The sequence below is a fragment of the Streptomyces sp. NPDC002490 genome, from assembly GCF_040296045.1.
Lineage (GTDB): Bacteria > Actinomycetota > Actinomycetes > Streptomycetales > Streptomycetaceae > Streptomyces.
Genome location: NZ_JBEOWM010000013.1, coordinates 1 through 16,379 on the forward strand (window position 1 = coordinate 1; position 16,379 = coordinate 16,379).

General features: G+C 72.3%; 15 protein-coding genes. All 15 read left to right on the forward strand.

Going from position 1 to position 16,379, the window contains the following annotated elements:
* Nucleotides 1-666 precede the first annotated feature (666 nt).
* The 15 genes from ABT092_RS10735 to dmpG all read left to right on the forward strand — a co-directional run bounded on the left by ABT092_RS10735 (nt 667) and on the right by dmpG (nt 16,348).
* Nucleotides 667-2,760 (forward strand): hydantoinase/oxoprolinase family protein, encoded by a 2,094-nt coding sequence (locus tag ABT092_RS10735; protein ID WP_351242110.1) that lies wholly within the window; start codon nt 667-669, stop codon nt 2,758-2,760.
* The gene (locus tag ABT092_RS10740; protein WP_351242112.1) at nt 2,757-4,970 is read left to right on the forward strand and encodes a hydantoinase B/oxoprolinase family protein; all 2,214 of its coding nucleotides are present in this window, start codon (nt 2,757-2,759) and stop codon (nt 4,968-4,970) included. The genes ABT092_RS10735 and ABT092_RS10740 overlap by 4 nt, the downstream gene beginning before the upstream one ends.
* Nucleotides 4,970-5,794 carry a DODA-type extradiol aromatic ring-opening family dioxygenase gene (locus tag ABT092_RS10745; RefSeq protein ID WP_351242114.1) on the forward strand — a complete coding sequence of 275 codons (825 nt, stop codon included), beginning with the start codon at nt 4,970-4,972 and terminating at the stop codon, nt 5,792-5,794. The genes ABT092_RS10740 and ABT092_RS10745 overlap by 1 nt, the downstream gene beginning before the upstream one ends.
* Nucleotides 5,791-6,045: a hypothetical protein gene (locus ABT092_RS10750; RefSeq protein ID WP_351242116.1), complete on the forward strand. Its 255-nt coding sequence runs from the start codon at nt 5,791-5,793 to the stop codon at nt 6,043-6,045. The genes ABT092_RS10745 and ABT092_RS10750 overlap by 4 nt, the downstream gene beginning before the upstream one ends.
* Before the next feature lie 10 nt (nt 6,046-6,055).
* Nucleotides 6,056-7,561 carry a sugar ABC transporter ATP-binding protein gene (locus tag ABT092_RS10755; RefSeq protein ID WP_351242118.1) on the forward strand — a complete coding sequence of 502 codons (1,506 nt, stop codon included), beginning with the start codon at nt 6,056-6,058 and terminating at the stop codon, nt 7,559-7,561.
* Entirely contained in the window at nt 7,558-8,532 is a 975-nt protein-coding gene (locus ABT092_RS10760) for an ABC transporter permease (protein WP_351242120.1), read from the forward strand. The genes ABT092_RS10755 and ABT092_RS10760 overlap by 4 nt, the downstream gene beginning before the upstream one ends.
* Nucleotides 8,533-8,565: 33 nt before the next feature.
* A complete protein-coding gene (locus ABT092_RS10765) occupies nt 8,566-9,537 on the forward strand; it encodes a sugar ABC transporter substrate-binding protein (RefSeq protein WP_351242122.1) in 972 nt (323 codons plus the stop codon).
* 13 nt (nt 9,538-9,550) lie between these two features.
* Nucleotides 9,551-10,345: an IclR family transcriptional regulator gene (locus ABT092_RS10770; protein WP_351242124.1), complete on the forward strand. Its 795-nt coding sequence runs from the start codon at nt 9,551-9,553 to the stop codon at nt 10,343-10,345.
* A gap of 19 nt (nt 10,346-10,364) precedes the next feature.
* Nucleotides 10,365-11,111, forward strand: coding sequence for a dienelactone hydrolase family protein (locus ABT092_RS10775; RefSeq protein WP_351242126.1), 747 nt, complete (start codon nt 10,365-10,367; stop codon nt 11,109-11,111).
* Nucleotides 11,108-11,974, forward strand: a complete 867-nt coding sequence (locus ABT092_RS10780) for an alpha/beta fold hydrolase (RefSeq protein WP_351242128.1) — start codon at nt 11,108-11,110, stop codon at nt 11,972-11,974. The genes ABT092_RS10775 and ABT092_RS10780 overlap by 4 nt, the downstream gene beginning before the upstream one ends.
* Nucleotides 11,958-12,833 carry an alpha/beta fold hydrolase gene (locus tag ABT092_RS10785; RefSeq protein ID WP_351242130.1) on the forward strand — a complete coding sequence of 292 codons (876 nt, stop codon included), beginning with the start codon at nt 11,958-11,960 and terminating at the stop codon, nt 12,831-12,833. The genes ABT092_RS10780 and ABT092_RS10785 overlap by 17 nt, the downstream gene beginning before the upstream one ends.
* Nucleotides 12,830-13,528 (forward strand): class II aldolase/adducin family protein, encoded by a 699-nt coding sequence (locus tag ABT092_RS10790; protein ID WP_351242132.1) that lies wholly within the window; start codon nt 12,830-12,832, stop codon nt 13,526-13,528. The genes ABT092_RS10785 and ABT092_RS10790 overlap by 4 nt, the downstream gene beginning before the upstream one ends.
* 95 nt (nt 13,529-13,623) lie before the next feature.
* Nucleotides 13,624-14,421, forward strand: coding sequence for a 2-keto-4-pentenoate hydratase (locus ABT092_RS10795; RefSeq protein ID WP_351242134.1), 798 nt, complete (start codon nt 13,624-13,626; stop codon nt 14,419-14,421).
* Nucleotides 14,415-15,305 carry an acetaldehyde dehydrogenase (acetylating) gene (locus ABT092_RS10800; RefSeq protein WP_351242136.1) on the forward strand — a complete coding sequence of 297 codons (891 nt, stop codon included), beginning with the start codon at nt 14,415-14,417 and terminating at the stop codon, nt 15,303-15,305. Before ABT092_RS10795 ends, ABT092_RS10800 begins: the two co-directional genes overlap by 7 nt.
* On the forward strand, nt 15,302-16,348 hold the full coding sequence (gene dmpG, locus ABT092_RS10805) for a 4-hydroxy-2-oxovalerate aldolase (RefSeq protein WP_351242137.1): 1,047 nt from the start codon (nt 15,302-15,304) through the stop codon (nt 16,346-16,348). The genes ABT092_RS10800 and dmpG overlap by 4 nt, the downstream gene beginning before the upstream one ends.
* Nucleotides 16,349-16,379: the final 31 nt, after the last annotated feature.

Here is a 16,379-nt window from a genome sequence, read left to right on the forward strand (position 1 = left end):
GAACCATCGAGGGCAACCGACTGAAAGCCATACCCGGTGTCTCTGGATCTCTGGACCCTACGACGGCCCGTCCGACCCACCAACAACGTAGGACCGACTGACGTGCGGGGCCGCGTCGTTCACCGCATCAGGGGACCGCTCGGCGGACCGCTCGCCGGGGCGGTCACCCGGGGCTACCACCTGGCCGCGAGGCCGGGCGACCGGGTCCGGGTCGCCGCGGACGGGCTGCTGGAGCCGGTGCTGCCGCGCCGGTACCCAGCGGCCGGCGGTGCGGCTCGGCCCGCTCCTCCTCGAAGCCCGGACGTCCCTCCCGCAGCGGATGCGCCGGCGCGGCCCGCGCCGAGCCGGTGGGGCGAGCGGACCGGCTCCGACGAGCGGGCGCCCCGTGTCCACGCCGGGATCAGCGGTCGCGTGCCCCTTGTGCAGTGGCCGAATAGTGCGTGTCCTGCCTCACACCCCACATGTTGATCAAGGTTCTACCTGCGGCGTTTCGCCATGCGGACCGAACCGTTGATCCGATGCGGCCATCACCTCACAGTGATCCCGGGATGCAGCGTAAATGTCGGACTCGGTTGCTTGCCCGACCTTCGGTGGTTCTCGCGTCATATCTCCCTTTCTTGTGAGGACAGCGTGCAAAGAAACAAGGGTGCCGCGACAGGATTGTTCGTGGGCACGGACGTCGGTGGGACCTTCACCGACCTCGTGGTCCTACAGGACGGCCGCGCGCCACGGCTCTACAAGTCACCGACCACTCCACACGACCGTTCGGAAGGGGTCATCGCCGCCCTGCGGCTGGCCGCCGAGTCCTACGGCAGGGACCTGCCGTCCTTCTGCGCGGACATCGTCTACTTCGCCCACGGCACCACGGCCGCGACGAACGCCCTGATCGAGCGCAAGGGCGCCCCGACGGCCCTGCTCACCACCCGCGGGTTCACCGACACGATGCTGATCCAGCGTTCGATGACCTCCTGGGTGGGCATGGGTGCCGCGACCGGTCACTACAGCCGCCGCCGCAACCCCGGACAGATCGTCCCCCGGTCCCGGCTCGCCGCCGTCACGGAGCGCATCGACTCCTCGGGCGCGCAGGTCGTCGCGCTCGACGAGCAGGAGGTCCGGGCGACGCTGCGCCGACTGCGCGAGGACGGCGTCGAGGCGCTCGCGATATCGCTCCTGTGGTCCTTCGTCAATGGGGAGCACGAAGCGGCGGTGGCCCGGATCGTGCAGGAGGAGTGGCCCGAGGCGTACCTGACGCTCTCGCACGAGGTCGCCCCCGTCATCGGGGAGTACGAACGCTCGGCGACCACCGTCGTCAACAGCTACCTCGGTCCGGTGATCCGCGACTACGTCGCCAATCTGGAGGACCGGCTGCGGGGTTCCGGGTTCACCGGAGACTTCTCGATCATGGACTCCGGTGGTGGCGTCATGCGCGCCGAGGACGCCGCACGGCGCTCCGCATCGATGCTGACCTCCGGCCCGGCCGGCGGGGTGCTGGCGTCGACCGCCCTCGCGCGCCGACTGGGCCACCCCCACGTGATCACCTCCGACATGGGCGGGACCAGCTTCGACGTCGGCCTGATCATCGACGGAGAGCCGGTCGTCGAACGCGTCAGCGAGGTCGGCGACCTCCATCTGGCCCTGCCCCGCATCAAGGTGACGGCGATCGGCGCGGGCGGCGGCTCCATCGCGGGAGTCGACGAGTCCGGGGTCCTCGTCGTCGGCCCCGAGAGCGCCGGATCGGTGCCGGGCCCCGCCTGCTACGCCCGGGGCGGCGACCGTCCCACCGTCACCGACGCCGACGTGGTCCTCGGCGTCATCGACCCCTCCCGCTTCCTCGGCGGCCGGATGCCGCTGGACCGGTCACTGGCGGAGAAGGCCATCCGCGAGCACGTCGCCGACCCGCTCGGCCTCACCGTGGAGGAGGCCGCGGCCGGCATCAAGCGCGTCGCCGACAACCAGATGGCCGACCTGCTGCGCAAGGTCACCGTCGAACAGGGACACGACCCGCGTGACTTCGTCGTCTACGCGTACGGCGGCGCCGGGCCGACCCACGCCTACGCGTACACCGAGGCGGCCGGCATCGCGACGCTCGTCGTGCCGCCCACCTCCACCGTCCACTCCGCCTACGGCACGGTCACCTCCGACCGCTACCGCGCCGTGCAGACCACCGAGGTCCACCGCACCCCGCCCGGTGCGACCGACCCCGCGGCCCACCTGGACGCGGAACGCATCGGCCGGACCCTCGACGAGCTGGCCGCCCGCTGCCGCGAGGACCTCGACGAGGACCCGCGCACCCGGCTCAGCCGCATCGCCTACCTGAAGTTCCGCCGGCAGTCCCACGAACTGCCCGTCGCAGTGCCCGGGGGCGAGGTCACCACGGAGGTCCTGCGGGACCTGATCGACGAGTTCCGCACCGTCTACGAACGCATCTACGGCGCCGGAACCGCCCTGCTGGGCGCCGGTGTCGAGCTCCACACCCTGCGCGTCGAAGGCCGGGTCAGCGTCACCGAGGTCACCGAGGGCGACTACCCCGGCACCCGGGACGTCGAGGCGGCCAGGATCTGCGAGCGCGACGTCCACTTCCCCGGCGCCGGACGCGTTCCCACCGGTGTCTACCGCGGCGAGGACCTGGGAGCGGGAGCGGCCCTGCGGGGCCCGGCGATCCTGGAGTTCGCCGGCACCACCGTGGTGATCGGCCCCTCGCAGTCGCTCACCGTCGACCGCCACAGCAACCTCGTCATCGACTGCAAGGGGGACGCGTGACCGCCACCGACACGCCCACCACGCCCATCGACCCCGTCACCTTCGAGGTCATCCGCCATCGACTGCTGGCCATCACCGACGAGCAGGGCGCGACGCTCGCCGCCATCTCCGGCTCCACGCACGTCGTCGAGGCCAGCGACTACAACGTCGGCCTCTACCTCCCCGACGGCTCCGTGGCGGCGATGGGCCGCACCATCCTCTCCCACTCCTCGTCCATGGCCGCCATCACCCGCTCCGTCATCGACGACTGCACCGAGGACCCCGGCATCAACCCCGGCGACATGTTCATCGTCAACGACCCCTGGAAGGGCACGGTCCACGCCCAGGACGTCGGACTCATCGCGCCGATCTTCCACGACGGCGAACTCCTGGCCTGGACCGGCGCCATGTGCCACATGGTCGACGTGGGCGGCATGACCCCCGGCAGCTTCTGCGTCGACGCGACCGACTCGTACCAGGAGGGCCTCCAGATGCCGCCGACCAAACTGGTCGACGGCGGACGGGTGCGCACCGACGTGTGGAACCTGATCCTCGCCCACACCCGCATGGCGCCCACCGTCAACCTCGACCTACGGGCCCTGATCGGCGCCAACAACACGGCCGTCCGCGCCATGACCGCGCTCGCCGAGAAGTACGGCGCCGACACCGTCCGCACCGTGATGGGCAACCTCATCACCCTCTCCGAGCGGCGGCTGCGCAACCGGCTGGCCAAACTACCGGACGCCCGGGTGCACTCCCGCGCGTTCCTGGACAACGACGGCGGCCTGGCCCAGTCCACCGAGGACGCCGTCTACGAAGTCGACCTGGTGCTCACCAAACGGGGCGAGACCCTGGAGTTCGACTTCTCCGCCTCGTCGCCCCAGGCCAAGGGCTACGTCAACTGCGCCCGCTCCGGCATGATGGCCGGCATCGCCGCGGCCCTGCTGCCGACCCTGGCGTTCGACGCACCGTGGAACGAGGGACTGTTCAGGCCCGTCGACGTCATCTGCCCCGAGGGACTCATCTGCAACGCCTCCCGCCCGGCCGCCGTCAGCGGCGGCGCGCTGGAGGCCGGCTGGCTGGTCGAGATGACCGCCGTCGAATGCCTGTCCAAGCTCGCCGCCTGTTCCGACGAACTGCTCTCCGAGGCCCAGGCCGTCCCGGCCGGCGGACCCGACAAGTTCGTGCTCACCGGAACGGGCGAGAACGGAGCCCGCCAGACGTACGTGATCATGGACTGTCTGGCCACCGGCGGCGGCGCCTACGCCCACCGCGACGGCGCCTGGACCCAGGGCCAGCACAACATCGAACGGCAGCGGATCTCCAACATCGAAGCGGTGGAGATGGACTCCCCGCTGCTGTACGTGTGGCGCGGCCTGGTCGCCGACTCCGGCGGAGCCGGTCGCCGCCGCGGCGGCATGAGCATGGGAGCCGTCTACACCGTCCGCGGCGGCAGGGACGTCACCGCGCTGAACTCGGCACACGGCTGGACGGTTCCCAACTCGACCGGGATCTTCGGCGGATACCCCGGTGCACAGAACACCCGGACGGTCCTGCACGACAGCGATCTGGCCGACCGGTTCGCCACCGGCCGCATCCCCGAGGTCGACGAACTGTCCGGCACCCGACCCGACATGCGCGGCCGGCAGGGCCTCTACCGCCTGGACGACCACGACGTCCTCGCCACCGTCCCACAGGCGGGCGGCGGCTGGGGCGACCCGCTGGAGCGCCCGGCCGAGGAGATGCAGGCCGACCTCGACTTCGGGGCGGTCACCCCCGGTGCCGCGCAGCGGATCTACCGGGCGGTGCTCGGCGAGGACGGCCGGGTGGACCCGGAGGCGACCGCCCGCCAGCGCGAGCGGATCCGTGCGGAGCGCACGTCCTGGCCTGTCACGCGCCCGCAGCCACGGGTCCCGGACGGGCCCGTCACCCGGGTCCACCCCCTCGGCGACGTCCTGAGCGTCGTGGAGATCGCCGGTAGTCGCTTCACCGCCTGCACCTGCTCCCGGGTGCTCGCCCCGGCCGACGAACCCTGGCGACCGTACGCGGCGTTCCGGGCCACCGGCGACATCCACGCGTTGAGCCACGCCACCCGGCTGGACGAGGACCTGGAGCTGCGACAGTACGCCTGCCCCGGCTGCGGGCTGCTGCACTCCACCGACGTCGTGCGGCGGGGCGCCCCGCACCCCGACGACGTCCGGCTGACCGCAGGCGCGGGAGGCGAGCGCTGATGGGACGCGTCGTCCTGGCCGCCGCCACCTCACACGTCGGCGCGATCGTGAAGAACCCGGACGCCGACCCCGAACGCTCGTCGGTGCTGCACGCCGCGTGGCAGCGGCTCGACCGCGAGATCGCCGAGGCGGAGCTCGACGCGGTCGTCGTCGTCGCCACCGACCACTACGAGACGTTCGGCCTGGAGAACTACCCGGCGTTCTGCATCGGGCTCGCCGAAGAACACCGGGGCTGGGCCGAGTTCGGCAACCCCGGTGGCACGGTGCCCGGTAGGCCGGTGGTTGCCGAATACCTCCTCAAGGGGCTCACCGAGCGGGGCTTCGAGGTGTCCCGCTCCCACACCATGGACCTGGACCACAGCTTCATGGTGCCGCTGACCAAGCTCCCCTCGGCCGCAGCCGCCGGCGTCGTCCCGCTCTTCGTCAACTGCAACACGGAGCCGCTGCCGGCACTGGCACGCTGCCTGGAGTTGGGGAGGGCGATCGCAGCGGCGGCCGGTGACCTGCCCAAGGACGCCCGGATCGGCGTCCTCGGCACCGGCGGCCTCTCCCACTGGGTGGGCCTGCCCCGGTTCGGCGAGATCAACGAGGACTTCGACCACGACTTCCTCGCCCTCCTCACCGAGGGGCGGGCGGACGGAGCGGCCTCCTGGAGCGACGAGCGGATCCAGGAGGAGGCGGGCAACGGAGCCCTGGAGGTCCGGACCTGGCTGATCGCCGCAGCCGCCGCCGGCGGCGCTGCCCGGGTCCTCGCCTACGAGCCCATGCCCTCCTGGACCGTCGGCATCGGCATCTGCGCGTTCGACGTCGAGGAGGCGCCGTGAGCATCGTCGGCCTCAACCGGCTCGCCCGCGAACTGGAGCACACGCCCGGCCTGTTGGACCGGTTCCGCGAAGCCCCGCAGTCGGTGCTCCGCGCGTACCACCTGAGCGAGGACGAGAAGCGGGCGGTGTGCCACACCGACGCCACCTGGCTGCTCGCCCACGGAATGAACCCGGTGGCCCTGCGCAACCTCATGGTCGTCCTGGGCATCGCCCACCACGCGATGTACCCGGCACGACGGACGGGGGCCTGAGGTGACGACCGTGCCCAAAGGAACGGCCACCGCCGGGTCCGCGCTCGAACTGCGCAAGGTCAGCAAGTCCTTCGGCGGGGCGCACGCCCTGCGGGAAGTGGACTTCACCCTTCGCCCCGGCGAGGTGCACGCCCTCGCCGGCATGAACGGCGCCGGCAAGTCGACGCTGGTCGAGGTCGTCTGCGGGGCGCTGTCCCCGGACAGCGGCGAGATCCTGGTGGGCGGCGAGAGCAGCCCGTCGCTCACCCCCCGCAGGGCGCGCGCCCTCGGCGTGAGCATCGTGCACCAGCGGCGCACCCTGGTGCACGAGCTGACGGTGGCGGAGAACCTGCTGCTCGGCAGGCTCCCCCGGGCCAAGGGCCGGGTGGACTGGGCCGAGGTACGGGCGGAGGCGGCCAGGGCTCTGGACGACCTGGGCGTCGAGGTGCCCGTGCGGGCCGCCGTCGGTGACCTCACCCCCGCGCAGCAGACGCTCGTCGAGATCGCACGGGAAGTGCACGTCGGCGGGAACGTCCTCATCCTGGACGAACCGACCGCCGCCCTCGGCGGCGCGGACGCCGCCCGCATCCACGACCTGGTCCGTCAACTGAGGTCCCGAGGCACGGCCGTCGTCTACATCTCCCACCACCTGGACGAGGTCCTGGCGCTGGCCGACCGGATCACGGTGATGCGGGACGGCCGGACCGCGCTGACCGAGGCGGTCGAGAACGTGGACCTCCCCGCCCTGGTCCGGGCCATGGTGGGCGACCGCCTGGTCGCCGAACCGGCCGCCCGGAAGAGGGACTTCGGAGCACCCGCCCTCGAACTGGACGGACTCGGCGGAGACCGGCTGCGGGACTTCGACCTCACCATCCGGGCCGGCGAGATCGTGGCCGTGCTCGGCCCGGCCGGGGACGCCCAACGCGAACTCTTCCCGCTGCTCAGCGGGGTGCGGCAGCCCTCGTCCGGAACCGTCGACGTGGGCGGGACCCGGATACGGACCGGTAGCGTCCGGGCATCGCTGTCGGCGGGGCTGCGCTGCGTCACCGGGGACCGGCTGCTGCACGGACTGGTCCCCGGCCTCAGCGTCGACGAGAACCTGGCGCTGGCCGACCGGGGCATGAACCGGCCCTGGCTGGTGCGCTGGGCGGCACTGCACGGCAAGGCCACCGACACCCGCCGACGCTACGGGGTCGTCACCCTGTCGGCCGACCCCGCCGTCGACTCCCTGTCCGGCGGCAACCAGCAGAAGGTGCTGCTGGCGAAGTGGCTCGACACCGAGCCGACCGTGTGCCTGCTGGAGGAACCCACCAGCGGCGTGGACGTGGCGGCCAAGGCTGACATCCACCAGTTGGTCGACGCACTCGCCGACCGCGGCGCCGCCGTACTCCTGACCTCTGCCGACGTCGACGAGGTCAGCCGACTGGCCGACCGCGTGGTCGTCGTCCGCGGCGGGCGCGCCGTGGCCCGACTGAACCGGGACGAGTGGTCCCGCGACGATCTCGTCTCGCTCACCGTAGGAGGACACGTCTCATGAGCGCCGCATCCGCCTTCCGCGACCGGACCGGACTGAGCCTGCCGCCCGGTGTCGCCCGACACGTCGGACTCCTCAGCGTCCTGCTGCTGATCGGGCTGTTCACCTCGCTCAACAGCGAGGTGTTCCTGACCACGCCCAACCTGGTCAACGTCTCGCAACAGGTCGCGGTCGTCGCCGTACTGGCGGCCGGGCTGACCCTCCTGATGACCGCGGGCGGCATCGACTTCTCCCTCGGGGCGATCGCGGCCGTCTCCCACGCCGTCGTCGCCAAGCTCATCCAGGGCGGCATGGACGAGTGGGCCGCGGTCCTGGTCGCCCTCGCCCTGGGCACCGCCATCGGCCTGGTCAACGGGGGTGTCGTCACGGTGTTCTCCGTCGCCCCCTTCGTGGCGACCCTGGCCTCCTCCACCATCCTCACCGGCGTCGCACTGCTGCTGCTCGACGGCATGAGCGTCAGCATCGGCGACCACCTCGCCGTCCTCGGCTTCGGTGAGCTCTTCGGCGCGATCCCCTCGCTGGTCGTCCTGGCCGTCCTGGTGTGCCTGGCGGTGGGAGTGCTCATGCGGTGGTCCGCGTTCGGCCGCAACGCCTTCGCCATCGGCGGCAACGAGAGCGCCGCACGGCTCTCCGGCATCCCGGTGGTACGCAGCAAGCTGCTCCTGTACGCGCTCGGCGGCTTCCTCGCCGCGCTCGGCGGCGTCATGCTCGTCGCCCGGCTCGGCGCGGCCAGCCCCGGCACCGGCGGCCTGCCGCTGGAACTCACCGTGGTCGCCGCCGTCGTCATCGGCGGCACCTCCCTGCACGGCGGCAGCGGAACCCTCGTCGGCACGGTCCTGGGAGTCCTGCTGCTCGGCCTGGTCGCCAACTCGCTCAATCTCCTCCAGATCGACCCCGTCTACCAGGACATCGCCGTCGGCACCGTCCTGATGATCGCCGCGATCGTGAACCACCAGCGCGGTCGCCGCACCTGAGCCCCCTCCGTTCCCCCGGTGAAAGGAAACGTCATGAGCCGCACCACCACCCGACGCCTCACCGCACCACTGGCCCTCACCGCAGCCCTCGGACTGCTGGTCGGAGCCTGCTCCGTGGACAAGGGCCAGAGCAAGGACGCCGCTCCCGTCGACCGGAGCAAGAAGCTCACGATCGGCTTCGTCAACGGGAACAACATCGAGTTCCACACCTGTCTGCTCAGATCGATGCAGGCGCGCGCCAAGGACAAGGTGGAACTGCTCACCGCCAACTCCGCGATGGACCCGGCGAAGGAGCTCTCCAACATCGACGACATGATCGCCAAGCGGGTCGACGTGATCGTCGTGCAGACCGTCAACATGGACGCCCTGGAGGGCGGCATCGCCCGGGCCAACCGGGCGAACATCCCCATCTTCCTCACCTCCGTCGCCGCCGTGGACCAGTCCAAGATCCTCGGTGCCGTGGTCACCGACGTCGCGGGCGTGGGCAAGCAGCTCGGTGCATGGCTCGGCGAGGACAGCAAGGGCGAGCCCGTCGAGGTGGGCGTCATCGGCGGTGCCCCCGGTGCGGCGGCCGACCTGATGGACGCCGCGTTCAAGAAGGCGATCCCGAAGCAGGCGCGCGTCGTCTTCGACCAGCCCGCGTTCTGGCAGCGGGCCAAGGCGCAGGACGTGGCCGAGAACATGCTCCAGGCCCGCCCCGGGGTCCAGTACGTCTTCGTCCACAACGAGGACATGGCCATCGGCGTCCTCGCCGCGCTCAAGGCCGCCAAGCGCCACGACGTCAAGGTCATCACCAACGGCGGCAGCCCGGAGGGCACCGAGGGCATCCGCACCGGGGAGATCGCGGCAACCGTCAGCAACACCCCGAGGTCCGTCGGCGAGATGGCGATCGACAACGTGGTGGGGCTCATGCACCAGGAGGAAGGGGTACAAAAGATCTCCACCGTGCCGAACCTGCTGGTCACCAAGGCCAACGTCAGCGAGGCACCCCCCTACTGCGCGTGAGGCGGTATCCCCGATGGCACACCACGACAACGGTCCGCGCCGCCGCGGCGTCCAGTCGGTCGACCGGGCGTTGGACATCCTCAGCGCCCTGAGCGCGGCCTACCCCCGCCTCCAGCTCTCCGAGCTCGCCGAGGTCGCCGGGCTGCCCAAGACCAGCGCCCACCGCATCGCGGTGACCCTGGTGGGGCGCGGGTTCCTGCGCCAGGAGGAGGACGGGGCCTACGTACTAGGCACCCGGCTGCTGGAACTGGGCAGCCTGGTGTCGACCACGACGGCCCTCGCCCACCTCACCCAGGGCGTCGCCGAGGAACTGGCACGTGCCACCGGGGAGACCGTACTGATCGCCGAGGTCGACTGGCGGGACCGATCGCTGATCATCACCGGCCGGCGCGAAGTGGGGCACGCCCCCGACGCCCTGTCCTCGATCGGCCAGCGTTCGGTCCTCGCCAACGGCTGTATCAGCGGAGCGATCCTCAGTGCCCTGCCCCCGGACGAGGCCAGGAGGATCGTCCCGCAGCTGCGGCTCGCCCAACGCACCCCCCTCAGCATCACCGACCCCGGAGCGCTCCTCCAGGAGATCGAAGCCAGCCGCTCCCGGGGCTTCGCGATAGAGATCGACCAGTTCATCGAGGGCATCGGGGGAGTGGCGGTCCCCGTCCTCGTCGCGGGCCGGCCCGCGGGAGCCGTCGCCGTCTGCGGCCCCACCGTCCGGATGCCCCGCCGCCGCCTGGAGAGCATCGCCGCCCTGACGCAGGAACTGCGGGGCCGGGCGGCCCGCCCGCCGGCCCCGCCCAGGGCCGGAACCTGACAGCACGCAAGGAGAGACCATGGTTGCAATCACCGCGGACTGGGTGACCTTCCCCAGCGGCGGCGTCGAGATCCGCGGCTACCTGGCCCTGCCGACCGGGGGCGCCCACCGCCCGCCGGCAGTGATCATGGCGCACGAGAACCTCGGCGTCATCCCCCACCGGCAGCGCGTCACCGAGCAACTCGCCGCCGAGGGCTACGCCGTCCTGACCGTCGACCTGTTCAGTCGGATCGGAGGCCAACCGCCCCAGGACTACACCACCCAGGAGGAGCGGCGGGCCAAGGCGTTCCTGGCCGCCCGCGACGAGCAGGCCGTCCCCGACCTGGAGGCCGGACTCGACCACCTCGCCGCCCGCGGCGACGTCGACACCGACCGCGCCGCCGTCGTCGGCTTCTGCCTCGGGGGAGGGCTCGCCCTCGTCTGGGCCGCAGAGTCGGACCGGCTGTCGTGCGCGGTACCGCTGTACGGCATCCCCGAACTCCCCGCCGCCTACAGCCCGACCGGCGCCGTCCGCTCCCGCATCGACATCGCCGACCGGGTGCGCTGCCCGGTCCAGGCCCACTTCGGCGGCGCCGACTCGGTCATCCCGCTCGACCAGGTCGAACGGCTCGGCGACGCCCTCGGCCACAGCGACCACCCGACCGAGGTCCATGTTTACGAGGGCGCCGGTCACGCCTACCACGACGACACCCACCCCAACCACGATCCACAGGCCGCCCGGCTCACCTGGGAGCGGACCCTCGACTTCCTGCGGAAGCACCTGTGAGCCTGTGGACCGACCTGCTCGGAGCCCAGGTCGAGCACGTCGACGCGGACGGAACGCCCACCCGTGCGGTGTCCCTGGGCACGGGACCGGCCGTGCTCTTCCTCCACGGCCGCGGCGGGCACCTCGAATCCTTCGCCCGCAACCTGGCCGCCGTCGCCGCACAGGGCCGTCGGGCGATCGCCGTCGACCTGCTCGGCCACGGCCTGACCGGCCGCAGCACCGAGGGGCGGTACACCGTCCGCGAACTCACCGACCACGTACGGGCCGTGCTGGACGCGTTCGACCTCGCCGAGGCCGATCTGGTCGGCCAGTCGCTCGGCGGCTGGGTCGCCGCGCTCACCGCGCTGGAGGCCCCGGGCCGGGTCCGCAGGCTCGCCCTGATCGAGCCCGCCGGACTCCAGTCGGAGGCCGAACGCCTGTCGGACGACGCCGTGCGGGCGGCCTACCGGCGGGGAGGCCGGGCCTACGAGGAGCCGACGGCCGATGCCGTCCGGGCCCGGCTCGGCGGTCTGCTCGCCGACCCGACGACCGTGGACGAGGAACTCGTCGAGCTGCGGACCCGCCTCTACGGGCCGCCCGCGGCCCGCGACGTCCACCGCCGGGTGCGCGCGGCGGACAACACGCCCTGGCTGCTCACCGAGGAGCGGTTGGCGCACCTGAGCGTCCCCACCCTGTTCCTCCGCGGCGAGTCGGGACACACCCCGCCCGACGTCGTCGAGGTCGCCGCCCGTGCGGTGCCCGACGCGGTCACCGTCACCGTGCCCGGCGCCAAGCAGTGGCCCCAGTTCGAACGACCCCGGCAGGTCAACGAACTCCTCAACCGATTCCTGGCAGAAGGAAGCACCGATGTCGTTCTGGACTGATTCACTGGGCGCGGAGGTCCGATTCCGCGAGGCCGCCGGCTGGCGCACCCGCTCCATCGAAGCCGGCGAGGGACACCCCGTCGTCCTGATGGGCGGGCTGACCGGCCACGCGGAGGGCTTCCTGCGCAATGTCGTCCCGCTCGCCGAGCGCGGACTCAGGGTGTACGCCCTCGACGCCGTCGGGCACGGACTCAGCGCCCGGCCCACCGACGTCACCTACCACGCGCCGCTGTTCACCGAACACCTCATCGGCTTCCTCGACGCGATAGGCGCCGAACGCGCCCATCTCGTGGGCCAGTCGTTGGGGGGATGGACGGCGCTGCACACCGCACTGCACCACCCCGGCCGGGTGGGCCGGGTCGTCTCCGTCACCGGGGCGGGCCTGCTGCTGTCGGACCGGGGGCGCAAGGAGGAGAGCGAGCGGGTCCACGCCCGGGTCAAGGCGGTCACCGCCAAGGCCGCGGCGGCGCCGACCAGGGAGAGCGTCCGGGCGCGGCTGGAATGGCTCATGGTCGACCCGGCCGTGGTGACCGACGAACTCGTGGAGTGCCGCTACCGCTACTACACCCTGCCGGGCACCCAGGAGGCACAGGCCAAGCTGGTCGCCGAGCAGCCCGGCGAGGAGAACCGGGCGCACATGCTGGGCGAGGCGGAGCTGGCACGGATCGAGGCCGAGACGCTGGTGGTCTGGACCGACCACAACCCGACCACGCCCGCCGAGGTGGGGCGCCGGGCGTCCGAGATCCTGCCGAACGCGCGCTTCGACATGATCACCGGCGCCGGCCACTGGCCGATGTTCGAGCAGCCCGGGCAGTTCAACCGGATCGTCGGGGACTTCCTCGTCGGGGACGCGGGATGACGCCCGCCGAGGAGGTCGCCCTCGGCTGCCGGGTCCTGGCCGCGCACGGCAACGCCGACCTGGTGTGGGGGCACCTGTCCCGGCGCGATCCGGGCGGGACGGACCTGTGGCTGAAGGCCGCCGGGTACGGCATGGAGGAGATCACCGCCGACCGGGTCGTCCGCATCGACCACGCGGGGCGGCCGACGGGCGGCGAGGGCCGCGTCCACCTGGAACACCCCATCCACACCGCGATCATGGCGGCCCGCCCCGATGTGGGGGCGGTCGTCCACAGCCACGGGGAGGCGGCGGTCGCGTTCGCCGCCACGGGCCTGCCGTTGCGACCGGTGGGTCACGAGGCGACCCTCTTCTGGCCGCCCGACATCGCGCGCTTCAGCGAGACGGGCGACCTCGTCGACACCCCCGAACGCGGTGCGGCCGTCGCGGCGGCGCTCGGCGACCGCAACGCCCTGCTCCTGCACCGGCACGGGCTGGTGACGGTGGGACCCGACGTGCCCACGGCGGTGCTGACGGCGATCTTCCTGGAGAAGGCGTGCCGCATGCAGCTCGCCGTCGCGTCCGCCGCACCCCCCGACCGGGCCGGTCACCACGACGACCCCGTCGAGGCGCTGACCAAGCGCGACCGCTGCTACGGCCCCCGCCAACTCGCCGACGCCTGGGCCTATCTGGTGCGCTCGCTGGACACGCGCGCCTGACGTTCGCCCCACCCCACGCACCCGCCAGGACCCGGTCGCCCGGGCCGGCCGGGTGCCCCGACTCGACGCAAAGGACCGTCATGGAGGGAACCAGCATGGACACCCACACCCGGGAGAAGGCCGCGGCCGAACTCCTGGGCGCCTACGCGACGCGCACCCCCGTCCGTCCGCCGTCAGAAGCCCTCCCCGGACTCGGGCCGGCCGACGCCTACGGGATCCAGCGGCTCCAGGTCGAACGGTGGCTCGCCGAAGGCGCCCGGATCAAGGGGCACAAGGTCGGCCTCACCTCAGCGGCCATGCGCCGCCAACTGAAGGTCGACCAGCCGGACTACGGCCACCTCATGGACACCATGTTCCACACCGACTCGGCCCCCATCGACCCCGCCCGCTTCCTCCAACCAAGGATCGAGCCGGAGTTCGCGTTCGTCCTCAAGCACCCGCTGGAGGGCCCCGGCGTCACCTCGGCCGAGGCGGCGGCGGCGGTCGACTTCGTCCTGCCGGCGCTGGAGATCATCGACTCCCGGATAGCGGACTGGCGGATCACCCTGGCGGACACCGTCGCCGACAACGCCTCCAGCGGCGGGGTGGTCCTCGGCGCGAACCCCGTCCGCCTGGACGCCGTCGACCTGGCCTCGACCCCCTGCCTGCTCCACCGCAACGGCGTCCTCGCGGACACCGGCGCCGGCGCGGCCGTACTGGGGAACCCCCTGAACGCCCTGGTGTGGCTGGCCAACACGCTGGCGCCCCTGGGCATCGGGTTGGAGCCCGGACACGTCGTCCTCCCCGGCTCCCTCACCGCCGCGCTGCCCGTCGTCGCGGGCGACGTCGTCACCGCGACCTTCGCCGGACTCGGCACGGTCACCGCCGACTTCTCCGAGGAGCACACGTGCTGACCGCCGCGATCGTCGGTCCCGGACACATCGGGACGGACCTGATGGTCAAGCTGCTGCGCAGCGAACTGATCGACCTTCGTTGCGTGGTCGGCGTGGACCCGGACTCCGCCGGACTGGCGCGGGCCCGGGAACTGGGCGTCACCGCGTCCGCCGGGGGCCTCGACTGGCTGCTGGGCCGGGACGAACTGCCCGACCTCGTGTTCGAGGCGACCTCCGCCGGGGCCCACCTCGCGCACGCACCCCGGTACGCCGAGGCCGGCATCCGGGCCATCGACCTCACCCCGGCGGCCGCCGGGCCGTTCGTCTGCCCACCCGTCAACCTCGACGACCTCGCCGAGGCCCCCAACCTCAACATGATCACCTGCGGCGGCCAGGCGACCGTCCCGATCGTCAGCGCCGTCTCCGCCGTGGTCCCGGTCGCGTACGCGGAGATCGTGGCGTCCATCGCCTCCCGGTCGGCCGGCCCCGGAACCCGCGCCAACATCGACGAGTTCACCGAGACCACCGCGGCGGCGCTGGAAGAGGTCGCAGGCGCGGCCCGCGGCAAGGCGATCATCGTCCTCAACCCCGTCGAACCGCCCATGATCATGCGGGACACGGTCTACTGCGCGATCCCGGCCGACGCCGACCGCGACGCCATCACCGAATCCGTGGTGCGCCAGGTGGAGCGCGTGGGGCGCTACGTCCCCGGCTACACCCTGCGCGCCGACCCGCAGTACGACGAGGCCCGGGCCGACTGGGACGGCCACGCCCGGGTCGCGGTCTTCCTCGAAGTCCGCGGCAACGGCGACCACTTGCCCCCCTGGGCCGGCAACCTCGACATCATGACCGCTGCCGCGGCCCAGGTCGGAGAAGAACTCGCACGGAAGGGGTCGACCACATGACCACGGCAGCCACCCCGTCACCGGCCCCCGTACGGATCACGGACTCCACCCTGCGCGACGGCAGCCACGCCGTGCACCACCGCTTCACCGTCCCGCAGGTGCGTGCCGTGGTGCGCGCCCTGGACGACGCGGGCGTCACCGTGTTGGAGGTGTCGCACGGCGACGGCCTGGGCGGGTCCTCGTTCAACTACGGCTTCTCCGGCATCGACGAACTCACCCTGGTCGCCGCCGCGGCGGACGAGGCCCGCCGGGCCCGGATCGCCGTGCTCCTCCTGCCGGGCGTCGGAACGGTGCGGGCCCTGGAACGGGCCCACGCCGCGGGCGCCCGGGTCGCCCGGATCGCGACCCACTGCACCGAGGCGGACGTCTCGGTCCAGCACTTCGCGGCGGCCCGGAGGCTCGGCATGGAGACCGTGGGCTTCCTGATGCTCTCGCACCGGCTCACCCCCGAGGCCCTGGCCCGGCAGGCCCGCATCATGGCCGACGCGGGATGCCAGTGCGTCTACGTCGTGGACTCGGCCGGAGCGCTGCTCCCGAGCCAGGCCCGCGACCGGGTGGCCGCCCTCGTCGCCGAACTGGGCACGGACGCCGAAGTGGGCATCCATGCGCACCAGAACCTGTCCCTGGGGCTGGCCAACTCGCTCGCCGCCTACGAGGCCGGCGCCCGGCAGATCGACGGGACCCTGTGCGCCCTGGGCGCGGGCGCGGGCAACGCGCCCACCGAGATCCTCGTTCCCGTGCTGGAGCGGATGGGCGTGCCCACCGGCGTCGACACCCAGGCGGTGCTGGCCGCCGCGGACGAGGTGGTCCGTCCGTTCGTCGCCCGACTGCCCTGGACGGATCGGGCCGCGATCACCCAGGGATACGCGGGGGTGTACTCCAGCTTCCTGCTGCACGCCGAACGGGCCGCCGCACGCTACCGGGTACCCGCGCACGCAATCCTGCAACGGGTCGGCGAGGCGGGATACGTCGGCGGCCAGGAAGACATGATCATCGATGTCGCGTTGGACCTGGCGGCCGAGCGGGAACGCGACGGGAGCTGAGAACCGGGCCGGTCGCCGCTGCCGGGGGAGG